This window comes from Paenibacillus macerans, assembly GCF_900454495.1.
Taxonomy (GTDB): domain Bacteria; phylum Bacillota; class Bacilli; order Paenibacillales; family Paenibacillaceae; genus Fontibacillus; species Fontibacillus macerans.
In genome coordinates this window covers 2991393-3010840 of the sequence record NZ_UGSI01000001.1, presented here as the reverse complement: position 1 = coordinate 3010840, position 19448 = coordinate 2991393, and the positions used below count along the sequence as shown (strand labels likewise).

Annotated in this window: 18 protein-coding genes and 1 pseudogene; 15 read left to right on the top strand and 4 right to left on the bottom strand. The window is 40.8% G+C overall.

Going from position 1 to position 19448, the window contains the following annotated elements; genetic code table 11:
• Positions 1 to 54 precede the first annotated feature (54 nt).
• The 4 genes from DYE26_RS13535 to DYE26_RS13515 all read left to right on the top strand — a co-directional run bounded on the left by DYE26_RS13535 (position 55) and on the right by DYE26_RS13515 (position 5084).
• Positions 55 to 2367, top strand: a complete 2313-nt coding sequence (locus DYE26_RS13535) for a CARDB domain-containing protein (RefSeq protein WP_036624621.1) — start codon at positions 55 to 57, stop codon at positions 2365 to 2367.
• Between the two features lie 270 nt (positions 2368 to 2637).
• Positions 2638 to 3036 carry an A24 family peptidase gene (locus DYE26_RS13530; RefSeq protein WP_164815255.1) on the top strand — a complete coding sequence of 133 codons (399 nt, stop codon included), beginning with the start codon at positions 2638 to 2640 and terminating at the stop codon, positions 3034 to 3036.
• A 623-nt stretch (positions 3037 to 3659) separates the two neighbouring features.
• Positions 3660 to 4322, top strand: a complete 663-nt coding sequence (locus tag DYE26_RS13520; RefSeq protein WP_240534167.1) for a nucleotidyltransferase family protein — start codon at positions 3660 to 3662, stop codon at positions 4320 to 4322.
• 6 nt (positions 4323 to 4328) lie between these two features.
• The gene (locus DYE26_RS13515) at positions 4329 to 5084 is read left to right on the top strand and encodes a Panacea domain-containing protein (protein ID WP_036624614.1); all 756 of its coding nucleotides are present in this window, start codon (positions 4329 to 4331) and stop codon (positions 5082 to 5084) included.
• Positions 5085 to 5440: 356 nt separating this feature from the next.
• On the opposite strand, the gene DYE26_RS13510 is transcribed toward DYE26_RS13515, so the two are convergent.
• Positions 5441 to 7054, bottom strand: a complete 1614-nt coding sequence (locus DYE26_RS13510; protein WP_036624612.1) for an SIR2 family protein — start codon at positions 7052 to 7054, stop codon at positions 5441 to 5443.
• Positions 7055 to 7821: 767 nt separating this feature from the next.
• On the opposite strand from DYE26_RS13510, the gene DYE26_RS13495 reads away from it, so the two are divergent.
• Positions 7822 to 8718 carry a tyrosine-type recombinase/integrase gene (locus tag DYE26_RS13495; RefSeq protein ID WP_036624608.1) on the top strand — a complete coding sequence of 299 codons (897 nt, stop codon included), beginning with the start codon at positions 7822 to 7824 and terminating at the stop codon, positions 8716 to 8718.
• On the opposite strand, the gene DYE26_RS13490 is transcribed toward DYE26_RS13495, so the two are convergent.
• Together DYE26_RS13490 and DYE26_RS13485 are read right to left on the bottom strand one after the other, a co-directional pair.
• Positions 8711 to 9574 carry an ATP-dependent DNA ligase gene (locus DYE26_RS13490; protein ID WP_036624606.1) on the bottom strand — a complete coding sequence of 288 codons (864 nt, stop codon included), beginning with the start codon at positions 9572 to 9574 and terminating at the stop codon, positions 8711 to 8713. The genes DYE26_RS13495 and DYE26_RS13490 overlap by 8 nt on opposite strands.
• A gap of 205 nt (positions 9575 to 9779) precedes the next feature.
• Positions 9780 to 10103, bottom strand: a complete 324-nt coding sequence (locus tag DYE26_RS13485) for a hypothetical protein (RefSeq protein WP_036624604.1) — start codon at positions 10101 to 10103, stop codon at positions 9780 to 9782.
• A 678-nt stretch (positions 10104 to 10781) separates the two neighbouring features.
• Here DYE26_RS13485 and DYE26_RS13475 point away from each other — a divergent pair.
• From DYE26_RS13475 to DYE26_RS13445, 7 genes are all read left to right on the top strand, one after another.
• A complete protein-coding gene (locus DYE26_RS13475) occupies positions 10782 to 11684 on the top strand; it encodes a tyrosine-type recombinase/integrase (RefSeq protein WP_051985614.1) in 903 nt (300 codons plus the stop codon).
• Positions 11685 to 11988: 304 nt separating this feature from the next.
• Positions 11989 to 12396: a hypothetical protein gene (locus tag DYE26_RS13470; RefSeq protein ID WP_051985613.1), complete on the top strand. Its 408-nt coding sequence runs from the start codon at positions 11989 to 11991 to the stop codon at positions 12394 to 12396.
• Entirely contained in the window at positions 12375 to 13139 is a 765-nt protein-coding gene (locus DYE26_RS13465; protein ID WP_218568198.1) for an ATP-binding protein, read from the top strand. Before DYE26_RS13470 ends, DYE26_RS13465 begins: the two co-directional genes overlap by 22 nt.
• A gap of 15 nt (positions 13140 to 13154) precedes the next feature.
• Positions 13155 to 13487, top strand: coding sequence for a tyrosine-type recombinase/integrase (locus tag DYE26_RS13460; protein WP_082207880.1), 333 nt, complete (start codon positions 13155 to 13157; stop codon positions 13485 to 13487).
• Between the two features lie 31 nt (positions 13488 to 13518).
• Positions 13519 to 13893, top strand: coding sequence for a hypothetical protein (locus DYE26_RS13455; RefSeq protein WP_036624598.1), 375 nt, complete (start codon positions 13519 to 13521; stop codon positions 13891 to 13893).
• Between the two features lie 57 nt (positions 13894 to 13950).
• Positions 13951 to 14361: a tyrosine-type recombinase/integrase gene (locus DYE26_RS13450; RefSeq protein ID WP_082207879.1), complete on the top strand. Its 411-nt coding sequence runs from the start codon at positions 13951 to 13953 to the stop codon at positions 14359 to 14361.
• Between the two features lie 20 nt (positions 14362 to 14381).
• Positions 14382 to 14783 (top strand): hypothetical protein, encoded by a 402-nt coding sequence (locus DYE26_RS13445; RefSeq protein WP_036624594.1) that lies wholly within the window; start codon positions 14382 to 14384, stop codon positions 14781 to 14783.
• Positions 14784 to 15410: 627 nt separating this feature from the next.
• Here DYE26_RS13445 and DYE26_RS13435 read toward each other — a convergent pair.
• On the bottom strand, positions 15411 to 15833 hold the full coding sequence (locus DYE26_RS13435; protein WP_036624592.1) for a hypothetical protein: 423 nt from the start codon (positions 15831 to 15833) through the stop codon (positions 15411 to 15413).
• Positions 15834 to 16219: 386 nt separating this feature from the next.
• On the opposite strand from DYE26_RS13435, the gene DYE26_RS13430 reads away from it, so the two are divergent.
• The 3 genes and pseudogenes from DYE26_RS13430 to DYE26_RS13420 form a co-directional block, all read left to right on the top strand.
• On the top strand, positions 16220 to 16939 hold the full coding sequence (locus DYE26_RS13430; protein WP_036624590.1) for a hypothetical protein: 720 nt from the start codon (positions 16220 to 16222) through the stop codon (positions 16937 to 16939).
• 300 nt (positions 16940 to 17239) lie between these two features.
• Positions 17240 to 18226, top strand: a complete 987-nt coding sequence (locus tag DYE26_RS13425) for a DUF4238 domain-containing protein (protein ID WP_036624589.1) — start codon at positions 17240 to 17242, stop codon at positions 18224 to 18226.
• 800 nt (positions 18227 to 19026) lie between these two features.
• Positions 19027 to 19416: pseudogene (locus DYE26_RS13420) on the top strand (manganese catalase family protein); the annotation flags it as partial.
• Positions 19417 to 19448: the final 32 nt, after the last annotated feature.

Below are 19448 nucleotides of genomic sequence, written 5' to 3'. Positions count from 1 at the left end.
TGCTAGCCGCAGGCTCTTTTTGTTTTTCCAAATTCGAAAGGAGAGAATGTGCAAGTGAAAAAAAGTATTTTGGTATTAACTCTATTTGTATCTCTATCCATGCTAGCAACTTCGTTTGTTACGGCAGCAAACACGCCAATGTTAAGCAAGTACGTTGAATGGAACTATGGAGATTCATGGAAATATTTTAGTGGCTATATTCCTGCCCTGGATAAGCGGGTAACAGGAAACCCATGGGAGTTATACCGATGGACAGGGATTTTTAATTTCAAAGATGGTGGAAGCAGTACAATCCGTAATTACGATGTGTTTAACGTGAAGGATACGCCAGATGAACCTTCTTTCAAAAAAGAAAACGGATTCGGGTTAGTTTATAAAAGCCCGGAAGCGCTGGGAGATTTGTTCGACGCGGTATGGTCTAGCCAGACCCTGGGGGCTAAACAGCGGGCTTATTTCAGGAAATCCTTTACGGCGAATGCCGACGATCCTGTATTCAAGAACGGGCATGACTACTATTATTTAATACAGAAACGTTTTGAATTTCTCCGCACCGCTGGCATTATCACCCGGATGGGGGCCAAATTTGACCAGACCAAGAAGCTTGGGGAGGATGACTACCAAGCTATTTATCAAGTCTCCAAATGGCCTACGATAAAGGTTACACAAGGAAATGCCCTGAATATCAGTTTTACTTCGTCCGGATATTCCGAACGTAACATTCGGCTTGTTGCGATTCCGAAGGGCGCATTTCCGGACTTCAGCAAGATCGTCAGTTTGACCGATGGAAAGTTGATTAATACATCGGAGGAGAATTATAGCGGTTCTGTTCAAATAAACGCGAACGATATTTCCAAGGTTCTTGGACCGGATGTGGATATCATCATTGATGACGGGTATGGCCGCACCGCAATAGAAAATATTAAATTACCGGATGCACAGCCGATGGATTACGTTCCAACCAAGCTCACACTGACCGAAGGCGGCCAGCTTTGGGTCAAATTCCGGTATGATGGAGAAGACATCGTCACCAGCGATTATATAAACGAACGTGGCATGCCGATGACCACAGCCGTAAAAATTGGAGGAGTAGAAACAAAGCAATTCAATTTGTCGTCCATGTATACTTCGCTACCGGCCACCCTCAAAAAGGGTCAGGAATTAAGTTGTATGTTTGGGAAGATTGAGTTAGGGGATACTCCGGGGAAATACTATATAAAGGTTGATACAACGATCAATAATCCAAACCATCCGGATCGCGCGTTAGAATCGCCGGTGGCAGCGTATGAAAACAACACAATTCGTGGTGAGTGGACGGTAGAGGTAAAAGAGCCACCGTACGATTTGATCGCGGAATCAATTACAGCCTCGCCGGACGAAATCGAAGTTGGGGGAAAAACGACGATTACGGCCAAAGTGAAAAATATCGGAAAATTTGATCAAAAAGATGTCCTGATCCGCTTCTCAACTGATGGTGAAACGATCTATGAGGCACGAAAAAAACTAACAGCAAATAAGACACAAAGTGTTGGCCCTTTCCAGTGGCAAGCACCAAAAGAAGGAATACACGGTCTAACCGTCCATGTTGATCCGGAGCATGAAAAGGAAGGGGACACCGATCCTGGAAATAATATCGCCTCGACGAGCTGCCTGGTTACGAATGAGAAAGATGTTCCACCGTGTAATAACGGGCCAAAAACAACGGAAAATTGGAAAGTTACTTACGAATATATTACACGAATTATACCGGAAAACACTCCGGTATGGAAAACTAAAACTGTGTATTACAATGAAAGACTAAACCTGGCCGCTGAGGTCAACACAAAGCAAGGTGTTAAAACGGATCCGGATCGTCCGAAAGAAAGCGATCGTGAAAGCCGAGGCAGTTGGGAAATCATCCCCTGGGCTAAGAAAAATAGATTAGATCCTAATGAGGTTACTCGTGCTGGGTATGGTTTTGAAATTAAGGCAACCACCTCGTATTGGACAGATTGGGAGACCGAGATTCCGAAGGGGCTGCGCAAAACAGCCAAGCCTTTCGGGGGAGAATACTATGGTCCGGACGAAGTAACGGCAACCATACGTGATACAAAAGGACGGCTGGTGAAAGTGGTTAAACTGGAGAAGACGAGTGGGGATCGGAATAACGCCACTTGGGAGTTGCCGGAACAGGAAGTAAAATCTGAATCCGGAAAGGTATACAAGGACCGGAAATTCTACACTGATATCAATGTACCGGACGGGAACTACACCATTACGATTACAACCAGCAGGGCCGGGATGCATGGGCTTGTTTCATGTGTAACGAAGAAAGTAAGAATATATGGCAGCATGTATGATGATGTGCAAAATTTACGGTCTGATAACTGAAAGATTGCCTTTTTGGCTATTTTAAGAGAATCTATATGTAGTAAAGGAGTTGTTGGCAATGTCGAGAAGTCCATTATGTCCAGAATGTGGACATGAAATGGAACTGGCTGATTACTTGGAAACTGAAGAAGGTCATGCTTCGGATTATATCTGTATGAATGAGAAGTGTCCAGGAGTTAAAACTGATAAAGATTGATGAAATAGAAGCACTTAAGCAATTAAAATGAAAGGGGGGCCGATATGGCTCCTCTATTTTTTAAGGAGACAAAAATGAATCTGTTTATTATGGGCTGTATGATTATTTACTGCTTGGTCTGCAGCTATACCGATCTCAAGGCCCGGGAGATTAAAAACAGTATCACTTACCCATTTCTTTTGCTAATGTTGATCCTAAGAATCCATGAACCGGCTTATTATGCCGCCCTAGTTCCGGCCCTTTTATTTCTTTTGATGTATCTGATAAAACCCCAATTTATTGGGGCGGGAGATATAAAAATGTTGGCCGTTTTAGGCCTTTGTTTAGGTGCAAAGATTGTTTTAGTTATCTTTGTAATGTCTGCAGGTGCCCTTGTGTATACGATTTATGAGAGAGTTAGGGGGAGGAAGGATCAAAGTGTCCCTCTAGCTCCTTTTTTATCAGTCGGCGCAGTGGTCGCAATAATTATTTAGACCTGTTAGGAGGACATATGAATAATAGAATCAGAAAATGGCTTGAGGAAAACATAGAAGGGTTCGAAATTTGCAAATCCGTGAGCGGAGGACACATCATATTCATTCCCATAGCTTTTGATGATCAGGCTATAAAATATTTTAAAAGATACGGATTTCGGTATGAATATAGAGCCGCTTACACTTGGATTGCTTTTTTCGCCGAGTGATGAACCCAAGGGATTTGGAGCGCGGAACATACCGGTTCTGTCGAGAGGACGCTGAATGGGAGTAATACCCTTTTTATGTAATCCGGTAGCACTAGTTCAAAAAGGCCTCGCCAGCTGGCGGGGCCTTTTTGAACTAGTTAATTTACAGTACTATCGTTAGAAGATTTTCAATCCAACTGGTTTCCTATTTTTAACGTATAGCTAAAAGGCACCTTGTATTACATAGATTATAGGTATATAATACAAACAAACGTTCCCGTTCTTTGATGTTTTTTTAGTTGAGTCAAATAAAATGTTTTTTAGCCGATATAAATGGGGAAAGGAGAAAGGGAAAACACTACTATTGACAAGTTATGGTATTATTAAATTGTAATAAGCGTCAGTAATATAAATCTAGAAGGGCGCATGTTTCAAATGGCTGCTAATTATCAAAGTATTGGGAAGTTAATCGAAGAAGTTTGTGATTTGCATGGAGATGTCTCGAGAGTATTTTTTAGTAAAGGTAATAATAAGTCGATTAATTTAAAAAAGAAGCAAGTGCGTGATGTTATCTTTGATGGCCCTAAGAATATCTCAAGTGACTTTCTTTATTCAATTGATCAATACTTGGAGATGTTAAATAGGCTGATTGTTCAAATGGAATACGAATATTACTACAGCCATTGGGATTTTAGATCGAGAATTAAACAAAAAGAGTCCGTAGTAAACAAATTATTTTATTATAGGTTTGGAAAAGATATATTAGGTGAAGTACCTATTAATAAATGCTTAAATGACTTGCTAGGTTTTAGGATTATAGTCGATGGATTTGAGCATTCAGACTGCAGGGAATTAGACGATATTTGCAATAGAATTAAAGATAAATATAAAATCAATATTATCGATTCTTCTAAGCATGGATATAAGGGAACCCACATATATTTTTATGGGGAAAACAACTTTTTTCCATGGGAGCTTCAAATTTGGAATCCTGCAGATACTAAGCAAAATGAACAATTACATAAAGAGCACAAAAGCAAGCGACAATACATATACTGGCCTCAAGAATACGTTTCGAATGACCCAAGAAAGGGGTGAGGATATATGGCATTTCATTTTATAGCTATTTCTAGTGATTATGCCTTAGGACGTCGTATAGGTTGGCATTATTCGTCAGATGAAAAGCTCGATATGCACTTTATAGAGCAGGCAATGGAGAGAATAAAGTTAGAGTCTGGAGACATTCATCTTGCAATACATAAATTATCAACGGACTCCATACTATGGGATTCAGTTGTCGAGAAGGATTCGTTTTTTGCTGATGTGATCATTACAGATAACCTTGGTCTTTTTATTGAACAGTTAACTAGAGGTACTGAATTAAAAGCATATGATGTTGCTAAATTTATTTTGTCGATAATGCCAACAACGCACTTAATGTTGCAAAAGTTACTGTACTACGCTTACGCAGGGTATCTTCTTAATACAGGAAAAAAATTATTTAAAGAGCCTATAGTTGCTTTTAAATATGGTCCAGTCGTAGAAGATGTTTATTATAAATTTCGGCATAATGGAGCATCAAGGATTGAGTTCGGTGAGGAAGATGAAGGTACCTTCTATCTACAACAAACTAAAAGTATTGTCCCACCTTCATTTGTTAGAATTTTAATGTCTGAAGATGGTATCACATCAGCCAAATGTATCATAGATACTTTAAAAGAGTATCATGCGTATTCAGCGGGGGATTTAGTTGAAAAAACTCATAGACCTGGAGGTCCTTGGGAAAGAGTGTACCGAGAGGGGCTTAATAGTATTATCACGGATGATTTGATTAAAGAGTACCATAGTTTGGTAGTCTAAGGAAAAAATAACGTAATCAAAATAAGCCCGGAAGAGTGTAATTGAGCTTCCAAGGGCTTATTTTGATTTTGTAATATTTTTGGTAATAAGCTAATCCTTGGCTACTGGCTAAGATCGGAATCATCAGTAACCGACGAAACGAACACGTTATGTCTGAATATGGTATATAATTTTCTCAACACATACGTAAACACCGTTGTTGAAGAAATCGGTGAAAAAAACGCTTGGCCTTAATGTTAATGGGCGCTGTTTGGATTGACTATTGGTTCTTCTAGATGGTAAAATTAGGTTAATAATAAGTGGACTGAGGATTTTTGGTGACCAATTAGTTTGGGGACTAGGATTCTAGGTCCACTTTATTTTTTGTATTTTAAATAATCAAGCATTTTAATAAGCTTTTTGAGAGTTGTTTTGGTATATTGATCGCTGTTTACCAGTATCTTTTCATTAGCTGTAAGTACTTCCTTCAAGTAAGATTCAAGTTTCTGAATATCGATATTTGATTCAGCCAGTGTTTGAATAAATGCAATCTGACGTTTTACATCGAGGCCCGCTTTTTCAATAGCTTCATCGATTGATGATAACCGTAATTTAGCTCTCGCTTTGAGGATTGAGTTGTTTGCTAAATTATTATCGAAGGTGTAAGTTGTAAATCTTTCAAGTTCTTCAGGAAGAGTTTCATAATCGAACTCAGCTATATACTTAAACACTGGAAGACTATAGGCAACTTGTTTAAGAAGAACCGGAAAAGTTTCATAAACAAGAAGCTTATTGTTAAAATTTTGAGTATCGAAAACAATATCCAGGTAGACCTGCTCTGGCGAGATTCCTCTGTAACCCTGCTTCCCTAATTCAACGAGTCCAAATCCAACAACTACTTCAACATCACTTGAGTTAATATCATCATCCGCCATTGGCATTACTAGTATTCTCTCAGGAGAATCACTGGTTAATGCTAGGCTATACATATCTTCTTTTAATCGGCGTATGAGCTTCGTCGGATACTTTGATTTATTTTCAAGTATCAGACTATATAATTCTTCGTATGAATCTGTGATGACCTTTGTCATACTTATGACTTTTCCATATCCAAAATCTCTTGAGTAAGGATATACACTCATTCCTAGATGGTCAGGAGTCCAGTCTACAAAAATAAGCCTATCCCTCAACATGTTTAGTTTCTCCTCGCTCAAGCAATCAACAATAGCTTTTATGATTGCCTGGACATTTTCATCATCAAGGGAATAGCCTAAGAAAATTATTGGATGTTCAACAAAAATTGTCATTAATTTAGCAGCAAGATAGGAATTCTTTTTTTCGAAGTTTTGATAGTCTTGGGTATTAATTATTATTGATGCTGGATTCGTGCTACAACCATGTATTTTATATAATTCATTTATTGCGTAGGATTGGGAGAAAATAAGTTCTTCTTGTCCTATGTATGTTGTGTAGTCAGGATATAGGGTATCCAGAAATAGATCGTAGTTAGTAGTTATTATCCCAGCGATAGATTTTTTTCCAAGACGTTTTAACAACGTTATTTCTTTTGAATATTTTTCTGGAATCGAGTCGAGGTTCATTTTTTTGAAATGTAACGCAATTTCTAATTTAAATGGTGATACTCCTGTTCTAATGATTTCGTGGTGATTTTTTCTACTTTCCTCAAATCGTGAATCAGTGAACCAATTATCATTGAATTCATTTTCAATTAGATCAGCTATTGTTGTATTTAGTGTGTTTTTTGTTGATTCCCTCCCTGATGCTTGAATATGTTGTCTAGCTTTGTTTAAAAATTTTTCATAAGCAAGGGGAGTTGAGTCAACGAAGGATGCAAAATGTCTCAAAAGACCTTCCCAGTTTTGAGTTGATAAATATCTCATTGACATGCCCGCCCCTACAAACAGAAACGGCAATGAAGTAGACCCTTTTAAAATCTCAGCTATTTTTAACTCATCAACTGACATCGCCATATTTCGCCCTCCTTCGAGTTAAAGATACTTTTACTACCAATACTATCATGTTTTAGGATAGTTTGCTTCAAGAAGAATAATATATTAAAGATAAAATTGGAATCATTTTTCTAGACGAATGGGGAACGAATATTCGAATATAATAAAAATAACTCGCGTTAGAGGTGATTACATGCTTAATGATACTGAGCAGAAATTGTTACATATCTTATTTAATTTTAGTTCTACGCGTCGGCGAATGCCTACGATGCCGGAACTCCAGAGAAAGACGGGGAGGAAGCGAGAGGACATTTATACTGGCCTAAGGGGACTTGTTGGAAAAGAATTTATCTTATGGCCCGATAATCCCAAACTGGAGACGACTGTGATCCTGAAACTTAGGAGCCGAAACAAAAAAGAAATTAATTAGATCTAGTTCAAGGAATAACATACGCTGGGATGTGCCCGTTCAATATGGTAAAATTTCGGTGAGGTGATCGATGATGAAACAAAGTAGCCGCTTTATGCGGTCGCTAACCTCCGATGTTCACTTTTATACTGCTCAAATGGGCCGCGTGCCGATTGTAGTATTCATTGCAGGTGAACTTATTGGAAGCGGAAAGATCATGGAGATAACGAAGGACAGTATTAAAGTTGGAAATGATCGATATTTTCGGTCTGCGTGTACGTTTAAGTATGCGATATAGATTATTTGACGATGGTTCCTTTGTCGAATAGTTTTTAATTATCTGAACTTTGTGGGAAATTCGAATAGAAAGTGGTATAAAATGATCGGAGCTTCTATTATTGCGTTTCCCAACTCAGCATGTATTCAAAATGTTATTGAAGAATTTAAAGCGTATCGAGCATCGGCTGGGCTTTCCAGCAGCACGCTTATGCTTGACGGAGTCGTATTGCGCGACTTTATAGCATTCTGTCATACTCTTGGTATAGAAACTTTGAATAAAATTGATCGAGAGTTGATTGATAGATACTTCAGATATTTATATAAAGATAAAATCAGCGTAAAAACAGGAAAAAACCTCACCTTTAATTCAATTCGAAAATATTACGATGTTTTGAGAATGTTTGAGGCATACCTGGTTCGCCGGAAGAACTTCACTCTCTTTATTGACATAAGAAAACCTCCAGTTACAGTTAAGGTAACAAAAACTTTTTCACTCGATCAGTTAGTCTACATAATTGAAAGAAGCAACCCGTTTTATGGCCTTATGTTTCGAGTTCTAATTAATACCGGATTGAGAATATCAGAGGTTTTGGGGTTAGAAAAAGAGGATGTATTTTTAGAAGAGAGTCAGCTTTTAATTACAAATACAAAAACGAAAAAGGATCGCGTGGTTCCGGTGTCGGGTGCATTAGTTCCGGAACTTCGATCCCATCTGCAACAAATAGAGTCCAACCGTGTGTTTCCAGTTTCTTCGTCTGCTGTACGAAAGTACTTAGCACGAATCAAACATAGTTATCCCGGCTTGTTTAATAACACAGAAGTTCGGCCGCACGTATTTCGACACACTTTTGCAAAACATTGGATTATGAACGATGGCGATCCGATCAGTTTGCAACGCATACTCGGACACTCTTCCGGGCACATGACATCCCATTACGTTCAACTTTTTAGTAGCGATCTACGCAAGAAACACGAAAAGTATGCACTGCTTATATGATAAACTTCTCAAACACTGGACTACGCAGCAGTCCCGCTTTAGTCCAGTTTCGCATTTTTACTCGGGCCCGGATTCTTGGCTCAAGATATACAAAATCTTGGGTTTCACCTGATATAAACCTCTTGGCTGCAGCATAGAAATCCCTCTTTATCTCTTTCCCGGGGCCGTGCTCAATAATTCCTGTTGGCCGCAGTTTGCCGGACTCGTCTAAAATCGCTGTAAGCCATCCAAACTCCTTCTTTTGGTACCCTATGATAAAGACCTCCGCATAAGACCAGTTAATAACTTTTTGCCAAGCCACGGAGCGTCGGCCTGTTTCATATTTGCTATCCATCCGTTTGCCGACAACCCCCTCCATGCCGCGTGCCTCGATCTGAGCAAACAACGCTTTGCCCGCGCCGGCGATATACGGCACAACGCCGAAACTCGCGCTGGGTAATTCTAGATTAGCGAGGATCTCTTTACGCTCCTTGAGCGGCAAACGACGAAGGTCCTCGCCTTTATACCGTAAAATATCGAAAATGACGTAAGTGGCTGGTTGTGTTCGGGTTAATCGGTTAATTTTATCGGTCTTTCCGGCCTTTAACCTTGCCATGACCGCTTCAAAGTCAGAAAGGCCGGTGGTTGGGTCAGTACAAGCAACCTCGCCGTCCAAGACAACATCGTCGCACCCAAATGGAAGCTGCAGTTCCGGGTACTGTCTGGTGCAGTCATTGTTATGACGCGTGTATAGGCGAATGACGCCGTTCTGTTGCGAGAATATTAACCGGTGGCCGTCAATCTTCGGCTCATAGATAAATCGTGGATCGGAAAATGGTCCAGGGGCTGTGGCAAGTAGCATTGGGTCTATAAACAAAAAACCACCCCCATACCGATTATAGCGCTTAGATTCTCGGTTTAGGTGCGGTAAGTTGTGGTAGATTTACACTGATAGCCCTTTTATACTCAAGCCGGATCCGCTATAATTTATACTTTGCTCGTTTCAGCATCTTTTCGTCGTGCGTCAATGGTTCCGGGGAAATATGATGAATAAATGGGGAATAGGGACGCATAAAATTAATTTAGAACCTTAATTTTCTAGAAATATAATTCTCGGTGGCTTTCGTTAACATATCTTCCCATGAGTTGAATTTAGTATGTTTAGAGATATGTTTATCAAATTCTTCATCCGGGATGTTTTCAAAGTCCTGTTGACTATCAACAACAAACCCTCCGGCAGACAATAATTCATCAAAATCAGAAAAATCAGTGTAAGTTTGCATGAAAGACGAAATAAATAATTCATCAAAAGGAATTTGTCCCGTCTGTTCAAGTTCTCTCGCATTTTTTTCAAACTTTTTTAATTGTTTTTCCATTTTATCCAATCCAGTAAATTTAATCTTCATTAGACCTCCAAATCTTGCGCCCCATTCCACCTTTTAACAGTATACTACAGAAAAAAGCCACTTTAGGTCATAAAGTGGCCAATTACTTTTATGCGGGTTCTTTGAACTTCCATGTCGGGTCAAACATATGATCAAAACACTAAACTGGCCCGCGCAGTTGCTAATAACATTGGGGAAATAAACATAAAAACACCTCTCTACGATTATAGCGCTCGGCTGTGTGGTAAAAGCTTATGACAAAATTTGTGATGGGTATTGGAGTAAACAGGTGAACGAGCAGTAGGGGAAAATTAATATGTTGTCGCAGAACCTCCTGGGAGTGATCCCAGGAGGATTTTATTATTGGCTTTAGGCCAGTTGAGCACGCGAAGCGTGGGAAAAAAAACCACCTGCTATGCGGGTGGTGTAGTCCAGGCTTATAGCAAAAAACCACCTGATGCGAACGTTATAATAAAGTTGTTCAAGCTACTATGGCTCCGGAATTTATCGAGCGAATCCGCTAGAGAAGGTCCAGTGATTAAATCTGGTTATGGGAGATCTCTCGGACTATTCGTCGTCTTCTCTATACAGAAGATGACGAAATGTGATATGATGGAAGAAACGAAGCCAGATTCTACCGTTTCGTAAGACGAGAAAAATTCGTCATCTTCTATAAAATGAAAATGAGGGAGTTACAAAATGACGCAAATGTTCGACGCTTTTGTTCAACATCTGGACCAGACAGGAATATCCGATCGGACAATTGCAAATTACAAAGCAACCTGGAGTAAATTTCAAAAGTGGATACTTCAGACCGATCCGGATTTGAAAGATGCCGGGCTGGCCACTCAAAAAGATATTGCCGATTTCAAACGTTACATGATCGATTTTGGTGGGAGGAGTGGTCAGCCGGCAAAACCCAGCACGATGCAACTAACATTTGTTCAACTTAATGCTATATTCAACTTTTTTGTTGAGCAAAAGTTTATCCCTGATAATCCGGTCGAGCGAGTGCAAAAACCACCAACTGCTCGACGCACTCCTAAATGGCTTTCCCGAAATGAGCAAAATGCGTTTCTTCGTGAAGTTCGGAAAGGTGGAAGTAAGAGGGATTACGCAATTGTTGTACTAATGCTTCGGGCTGGGCTCCGGGTTCATGAATTGTGCAATCTCCTGAAGACTGAAGTAACTATGAGTCAACGGGCAGGGAGCGCATATATTCGTGGTAAGGGATACAAGGATCGGGAAGTTCCCTTAAACGCAGAGGTTCGCTCAGCTCTGGAAAGCTATCTGGCCGATAGAATCGATGACAGCCCCTACGTATTTGGATCTCGACGTTCGAAAAAACTATCCGTTCGGGGTGTACAGCATATGGTTGAAAAATACCGTGATCGAACGAAAATTGGCCACTTGTCATGTCATAGTCTCAGACATACATTTGGGCATGATCTGGTGATGGCCAAAAACGATCTTCAGAAAGTAGCAATGTTGATGGGTCATTTTAAGGAAGATGGGACACCGAATATTGCCATGACGATGATTTATACGGTGCCAGGCGTCGAAGATCTGGAGGGGGCTGTGGAGTCGATCAGCTGGACCTAGAAAAAGGAGGGATGATTATGAAGCAGCGAGGAACTATATGGGTCGATGTACCGGACAGCCCAAGAAGACTCCAATTCAGAAAAAAGCTGAACGTTTGATAAATAAACGTGAGAGAACAGCCATTATTCAATGATTTGAGCTGGCCGTTTTTTCTGTTTTATGGGAAGTAGAGTGGGTTGAAGAAAAAGTGAATTGGTTGGTCATGAAGCAATTTGATTATATGTACCGAAAAGCTTATCCCAAAGCAAAGGCACTGTATACATCCTTAAAAAGGCGTCAGTTGGACTGTGGAGGAGATTAAACGATGCGCTCGATGAACTTAAAATCTTATGGTGATGTATTTCATAATCTGGATCAGGCCCGATTCAAAAAATACTTGGAGTACTTTGGTGTTAAAGTTAAACCACAGGAAGGCCAGGATATTTTTGAGTTTGTCAAAAAAATAGTCGTTAACGGACTGCGTTCCGATCAGTTAGACGAATTTTTTATTGGCTATGAAATTCCGCAAATATCGAAAGAATTTGATCTATTACGGTTTGGAAACAACTTTAATTTAGATATAGAGTTGAAAAACATCAGTACGACTGAAAAAATAACCAAGCAGTTAATCCAAAACAAATACTATCTAAGAGCGCTAGGCAAACCGGTAAAATCTATACATACATTGTACAGACTGAAGAAGTATTTGTATTGGACGAGGACGACAATTTAATAATGAGCAACCTTCCAGAATTAATTTCTGACCTCAAGAGTCAAGATTATCATTCCGTTCAGGACATCGACTCCCTCTTTAAACCAAGCGTATATCTGGTTTCTCCATTAAACTCCACGGAGAAATTTATGACCGGAAGCTATTTCCTAAATGATAACCAGTTGGCGACGAAAAAAGAGATCTTAAAAATAGTTTCTTCAAACACTGTACCTTATGTGGCTATAGAAGGAAGACCAGGAACCGGAAAAACGTTGTTGACCTATGATATTGCTAAGGAATTAATTGATCAAAACTGGAATGTTTGTTTATTTCATTGTGGTAATCTCGGACAAGGGCACCATGATTTGCGTCGATCTTATTCCTGGAACGTACACGCAATCAAGAACATTGAGTTTGCTTTATCTAGTACCCCCAAATACGATTTAATCATTGTTGACGAGACACAGCGGATTTATAGTGAGCAATTAGAAAGAATCATCCAATACGTTAGCGACAATAATGTAAAGTGTATTTTTTCATATGATCCGGATCAGGTATTTACTTCTATAGAAGCTAGACGAGATACTGCTGGTAAAATTGAGAAATTGAATCATAAAAAATATCAGCCAGGGGCTCCTAACTATCGCTTGGATAAAATGCTTTACCAGAAGCTAACCAGGGCGCGGCAGGAGATTACGATCATAATTTATAGAAATGAGTCTTTGCTCGATGCTTGCCTTAAAATACTTGAGGAAAAATCTTAAGGCTGGTTCAAGCACATAGCACTGGAAGCATACTTAGCTGAAGATAAGCACGATAGCGCATATGCTTTTGTTTCTGAAAGATCTAACCAAATGTCGGTACGAGCAGTGCAACACATAATTGAGAAATATCGGAAGAATACAAAGATAGCTGATCTTACCTGTTATTCGCTCCGGCATACATCATTTGGACATGATTTGGTAGTTGCCGGTAACGATCTGCAGAAAGTGGCGATGTTGATGGGCCATTATAAAGAAGACGGTACGCCAAATATTGAAATGACAATGATTTATACGACTCCTGGCGTGGAGGATCTGGAAGCTGCGGTGGAGTCGATCAGTTGGACTTAGCAAGGGTTTTAATTTGATACTGGGGGATCATATGAGCAGAGTAGATGCGGAAAGGCTGCTGACTGATTTAAAACACGGGTTATTGATCACACAGCAGACATTTGAAGGTTTGGATGTAGATGATTACCTGGATGAGAGAGATGATTCTGGTTTTGCTGAGGCATGGATGCAGGCGTTTCATAAATTTAAACACGTTCGCGGGGAAGCTGAGGAAGAAGTGCTCCGTTCATGTAGAGAAAAAGCATATAAACAGACGATGGCTCATACGAGCGAACCGGAACTTGCTGGTTATGTTAGCGATGATTTTGGACTGATTGCAGCGTACCTATTGCAGGACAAGGTTCAGGATTCATTTGTGGAGCAGTTATTTGAGAGTTACAAACAAGGCAATTTGCCTTCGAGTTAAGGAGGAAGGGGAGCCCAGCAAAACCGAGCATATCCAGGTTTATTCCTTTCAGTAACTATGAGTCAACGGGCAGGGAGTGCATATATTCGTGGTAAGGGATACAAGGATCGGGAAGTTCCCTTAAACGCAGAGGTTCGCTCAGCTCTGGAAAGCTATCTGGCCGATAGAACCGATGACAGCCCCTACGTATTTGGGTCTCGACGCTCGAAAAAACTATCCGTTCGGGGTGTACAGCACATGGTTGAAAAATACCGTGATCGAACGAAAATTGACCACTTGTCATGTCATAGTCTCAGACATACATTTGGGCATGATCTGGTGATGGCCAAAAACGATCTTCAGAAAGTAGCAATGTTGATGGGCCATTTTAAGGAAGATGGGACGCCGAATATTGCCATGACGATGATTTATACGGTGCCAGGCGTCGAAGATCTGGAGGGGGCTGTGGAGTCGATCAGCTGGACTTAAAGAGGAAGGGAGAATTACTGATGGCGCGTACGCAATTGGAAATGGTGACGGAGTTAATTAAAGATTTAGAAAAATCAATAGAAGAAGATATTAGAAAAATTGAAGAAAGTGATCCTTCAAGTCCAATGGTAAGCTACTTAAATAGTGAAGTTGAAAGGATGAACGAACGTCTTGATTTTTTAAAGAAAAACCAAAGCGATATTACCGCCAGTGGCAAGACAATCTACATGTACGAATTTGGTAGCTTGAATGATATACGTCAAGACTTCCAAAACGCTCAATTCAGCACCCATTATATTCCGGAACAACTGTTTACGGTAATTTCTATGAGAATTCTTCAAAGAGAGACTACCCCAAGTAAAAAAATCAAGATGTTGGACAACTTGATCAAAGTCTATGAAGAATTCAAGCTGGAGGGCTGATAGGGATTTTGGCGGCCTTAAATCCTGCCGACAAAAAACAAAAGCCCGGATTTGAACTCCGGACCTTCGATTGATCAACGTATGTGATTATGCTGTCAGGCGGAGGCTGTCCCCATTCGGCAATGGTGGCTGTCACCGCAGCGCGGATCATGTCGCTGCTAAGGTACGGCGATTCGTTGCGAAATATTGTACACTCCCAAGCCCGCAGGCCGTCATCTCGTATCCCCGACCATGTCACCCAAACGGAGTCGCCGGCAGAGGTCCGTAGAACGAGGTTACGCCCTGGGCGAGTGAACATCGATGCGCCAACGTGCTGTCGGGAATAATGTCGATCGGCAAGAAGTCGGCAGGATCGATCACCTTTATTTGTCACCAGCCAAGGGCCATAAGTGGGAATGTCGAGCATCATTTGCTGCATGACAGCCGCCTCCTTTGTGTTGAGTTGGTTTCCACGTCCGGGCATGCAAAAATAGGGCCGTACAGCAACGCTGCGGCCCCTCCCTGCCCTTCTATGCTCTTCTGCCTATATTCCCCGGGCGACCAAAGCACGAATGCCTGAAATCAGTCTCTATTTCGCTACAAAAGAAAAAGGAAAAAGCACCCCGAAGGATGCTTCCGATGGGTATTTTACCCTTCGTATTCGTTTAAAGCTTTAAGAATACCCATCATAGTGTCGTAATAGGCAACACTGTTTCCAGCCGCCTTATTACTTGCTTCAATAAACTTTTTGGTAAGAGTATCACCGGGATAGGTTCTCTCCATGAATAGAATTCCTTTTGCTATCCACTTCTCATAATCTTCTCCCGACAAAAAATCCCCTGTCATCCCTTGAGAGGCACAGGTCTTACGGACCTGTTCACCTTCTGCAATAAGTTTATCTAACATATCTACACCTCCTTCGACATCACAATTCGACATCAGGAAGGATTTCCCTGCTTCACACACCGCGGCTTCGGACAAAACTGCTTCATCCCTGTCCACGCCCCCCCAAAAGCATCCTTTGCACCGCTCCGGCTGCTTCGGTTCCAATTGATTACGTTTCCTGGCCATGTCTTCGTTCACCTCGATTCCTCGCCGACCTGCCATATGTCATCTTGACCAGCCATTTGATGATCTTCACGATCCATCACGCTCCGTTCGACAAAATAAAAAAGCCGCTCCGGGAAGGAACGACTTCGGTTTATATATTAAGTTCATGCCTGCAAAGAGATCCGTTAGAGCATTGCGACCGTACCGGCCGCCGCAAAAACGCTTCGCTCTTTGCTAAAAAGGATACGTACTTTGTAACAGGAGAGGAATGACAAGAGCTTTTTACATATCAACCAAATCTCCAGTCAATCAGAAAACAGTCTATAAAGTTTAATCTATCCAGGTTATACTCTTCATAGATTGATATTTCTAACTTTTTCACAATTTTAGGAAAGGTGGTAACGATCATGGGCAAAAATAATAATGATCCCTTTGAAAACCTAAGAAAAGTTCAAAGAATGATCGAAAAAATCAATTATCCGTGGGAACAGTATCAAAAACATTTAGAATTTATGCAAAGAGTTTCTATGAATGGTGCAACAACGGCTGCGATCAATTCCGCAATGAACTTGGCCGATGCATTTAAAGATCAACAAAAATTAATTCAGAGCGCCTCGTTTTCCATGCCACATGGCGTTGACTATAAAGCTATATATTCTGCCATGGAAAGCATAGCGATGTCTCCTATTTATAAAAATACACCGAAAGATACATATAAGCTCAGCAAGACAATATTACGCTTAATTTCTGGGCTTGACTTAGGTTCTGTTACTATATTCAAAGAACAATCTGAATTAACTTTTTCTACATTCAATGAAGAGCAAGATGAAGAAGGAAAAGCAAGCAAACTTGCGACCATATTTTCTTGGTCTAATATCATAAATATAGTGATATTTGTCATACAAATAATAATTACTAGTTTGATTGAAGCCGGAAATGACACTCATCATAAGGAAATAGTAGAACTTCTAAAAGAAAGTAACGAATTGATGCAGGAAGAAATCGATATTAAGAATATTCAGATTAGAGATCAAGAAGCTGTAAACTCTGCATTGATCGAATTATTAGAACAGATGGAATCTGCTCTGCAGCAGGAAAATGAAGAAAGCGCAGAAGAACATGAATAAAGAAAAGGCGAGAAGAGGTACGCCCCGGTGATAACGCCGCATTCATGCGGCCGTGCGTGTCATTCTCGCCTTTTTCTATGCTCTCATACTATCACGGAAAATCCGTCATGTGATGTTCAAGTTAGGTTCAAGTTGTGTTCATTTTACAATCAATTATCGCTTGGTTTCTGCGTATTATTCCCCAACTTGTCTATTCAAGATGCGGTTATTAGGATAAACGAGCAGGATAATAGAACTATGAAGAAGAAATAAATCTTTTAGAGTGTATAATAATATGGGGTCAAGAAAGGAGGACTTCTTTTGACGAAGAAAAAGCATCACTTCGTCCCCGCATCTCATCTCGCGTTGTTCACGCAGGATGGAACAAAAGACAGTATATTGTGGGTATTCGACCAAAAAAACGGGAATCAGTGGGACGCTGTCCCGGAAAGCGTCGGATATCAAAAACATCTTTATCGCGTGGATTTGCCTGACACAGAGCCTGATGCAATTGAGGATGTGTTCGCCTGTGTTGAAGAAAATACTGTTCCCATAATAAAAGAAATCTGCAATAGTCGTAAAATGCCCGAAGGGAATGAAGAATATAACTGGCTAATCAATTACATAGCACTATTGGCTGAGAGAACTCCCGTAAGGTTAGACCACTTCACAAAACCAATAATAGATATTTCCAAAATTATATCCCAATCCATGCTTGCAACGCCTGAAAGATTTGAAGCAATTAAAGAAAACATAAGGAAAGACGGAGTTGAATTTGACGATAATGTCTCGTATGAAGAATTAAAAGATTTTGTCTTCGAGGAAAAATACACTATATCCGTAGACAACAATACACGTATCACCACCCTAATGAATGCAATCGATGCGATTATCCCTGTTCTTGGTGCTAGAAACTGGACGGTAGCCTATTCACCTCCAGAAATTGGTGATTTCATTTGCTCAGATAATCCGGTTAGCCTCCATTGGACAACTCAAAAAGATCGAGGGATCTGGTCCTCGCCCGGCCACGGCCTTCTGGAAACACAAGTTAGTGTCCCTTTGAGTAGTCGAATCATGCTACTTGGTCGATTTGAGGAGCTTCCACCAAATGTCGTTATTTCATCGAAGCGAAATTTAGCTATTTTAAATAGTTACACGGGAATGTACTCAGATCGATTTATCTTCTCAAAGGAAAATGATTTCATATGGTTTAAACAGGACAATACTATAGGCAACATTGCAGACTTCAAGCGATTGATCGTTGGAAAAGGAACTCAAAATGACGAATCAGTAGAATTCGACTTTTAGACACTAAGTATACAATTCATAAATAAAGCGGCGGTTAACTGTTCCGTTAGCCGCCGCTTGTTCTGCTCTCAAAATTCCGTATCATCCTGTTCGAAGAAACCCATGAGCTTAAGCGATTCGGCCATGCTCTCCGCCCCCTCGTTGATCTTCCGGCGGATGTTCTGTCGCTCAGGCTGTGTTAGAAGAACAGCAAGTTTTACGTGTATCCCTCGATATAGCGATATTCGACTGCCTTCTCGCTCACGGATCCTGGATCAACCTCCATGCCCTTAGGAGCCGCTGTGTGTAAAATTGGTACTTATGGTACACCCGGCGCTGTTTTTCGATCAGAATGGTCGAACTCGTGGTCTTATCCGCATGCAATTTTGCTAACCGTACTTTTCGGGAAGTAGTGGGTAAGAAAATTTTCATTACTCATCCCCAATATACCTTTTTAGAGCCGACAATGCTATTTTTGCTGGATCTCCTTGGCCATCGACAATCCTCATTAACGCTTCTTCCATTAAATCCAACATTTCAGACATATACTCATCATCTTCACACATTTGAGTAAATTGACGCAGGGTTAGCGTAACTGAATTTAAATCTGATTCAAGTAAATTCTTAGTTTAAGCTTTTGCTCATTTTTCATACGTTTTTTAAATTCTTTTCGTTCATTCCATTCATCTCAGTTAATTTTTGGCATTTATTAAACAATCCTTTATTATTAATAAGTTATACCTCAAATTTTATTACAGAAGGTAATGAAAAGGGAAGAGATTGCGGAAAAATGTCCCAAATAAAATCAGTGATAACATGGTGGTACTGAAGAATTCGCGCATCTCGAAATGATCGCAACGATGGTCTACAAGCTGACCAAAGACGCGACGCCGGAGATGCTGAAGGCCGCCGGGATGGACCCGTATTACGTGAACCACGACAAGGCGCTGTTCTACGAGAACGCGGCGGGCGTTCCTTGGACCGCCACATACATCCAGGCCAAAGGCGACCCGATCGCCGACCTGTACGAGGATATCGCCGCCGAGGAGAAGGCGCGGGCTACATACCAGTGGCTGATCGACATGACCGACGACGTCGACATCCAAGACGGTCTGAAGTTTCTGCGCGAGCGCGAAATCGTGCACAGCTTACGGTTCCGCGAGGCGGTGGAGATTTTGAAGGAGGACCGGGAGCATAAGAAGGTGTTTTGAGGTGATAAGCTAGAAGATGGCCCCGCTGGAAA

Bases quoted from the DNA above. Each gene is read 5' to 3' on its own strand.
- DYE26_RS13435 (WP_036624592.1), bottom strand. From the start codon at position 15,833: ATGGCCAGGAAACGTAATCAATTGGAACCGAAGCAGCCGGAGCGGTGC.
- DYE26_RS13520 (WP_240534167.1), top strand. From the start codon at position 3,660: ATGGCTGCTAATTATCAAAGTATTGGGAAGTTAATCGAAGAAGTTTGT.
- DYE26_RS13450 (WP_082207879.1), top strand. From the start codon at position 13,951: ATGAGTCAACGGGCAGGGAGTGCATATATTCGTGGTAAGGGATACAAG.
- DYE26_RS13485 (WP_036624604.1), bottom strand. From the start codon at position 10,103: ATGAAGATTAAATTTACTGGATTGGATAAAATGGAAAAACAATTAAAA.
- DYE26_RS13510 (WP_036624612.1), bottom strand. From the start codon at position 7,054: ATGGCGATGTCAGTTGATGAGTTAAAAATAGCTGAGATTTTAAAAGGG.
- DYE26_RS13495 (WP_036624608.1), top strand. From the start codon at position 7,822: ATGATCGGAGCTTCTATTATTGCGTTTCCCAACTCAGCATGTATTCAA.
- DYE26_RS13455 (WP_036624598.1), top strand. From the start codon at position 13,519: ATGAGCAGAGTAGATGCGGAAAGGCTGCTGACTGATTTAAAACACGGG.
- DYE26_RS13475 (WP_051985614.1), top strand. From the start codon at position 10,782: ATGACGCAAATGTTCGACGCTTTTGTTCAACATCTGGACCAGACAGGA.
- DYE26_RS13445 (WP_036624594.1), top strand. From the start codon at position 14,382: ATGGCGCGTACGCAATTGGAAATGGTGACGGAGTTAATTAAAGATTTA.
- DYE26_RS13530 (WP_164815255.1), top strand. From the start codon at position 2,638: ATGAATCTGTTTATTATGGGCTGTATGATTATTTACTGCTTGGTCTGC.
- DYE26_RS13430 (WP_036624590.1), top strand. From the start codon at position 16,220: ATGGGCAAAAATAATAATGATCCCTTTGAAAACCTAAGAAAAGTTCAA.
- DYE26_RS13515 (WP_036624614.1), top strand. From the start codon at position 4,329: ATGGCATTTCATTTTATAGCTATTTCTAGTGATTATGCCTTAGGACGT.
- DYE26_RS13470 (WP_051985613.1), top strand. From the start codon at position 11,989: ATGCGCTCGATGAACTTAAAATCTTATGGTGATGTATTTCATAATCTG.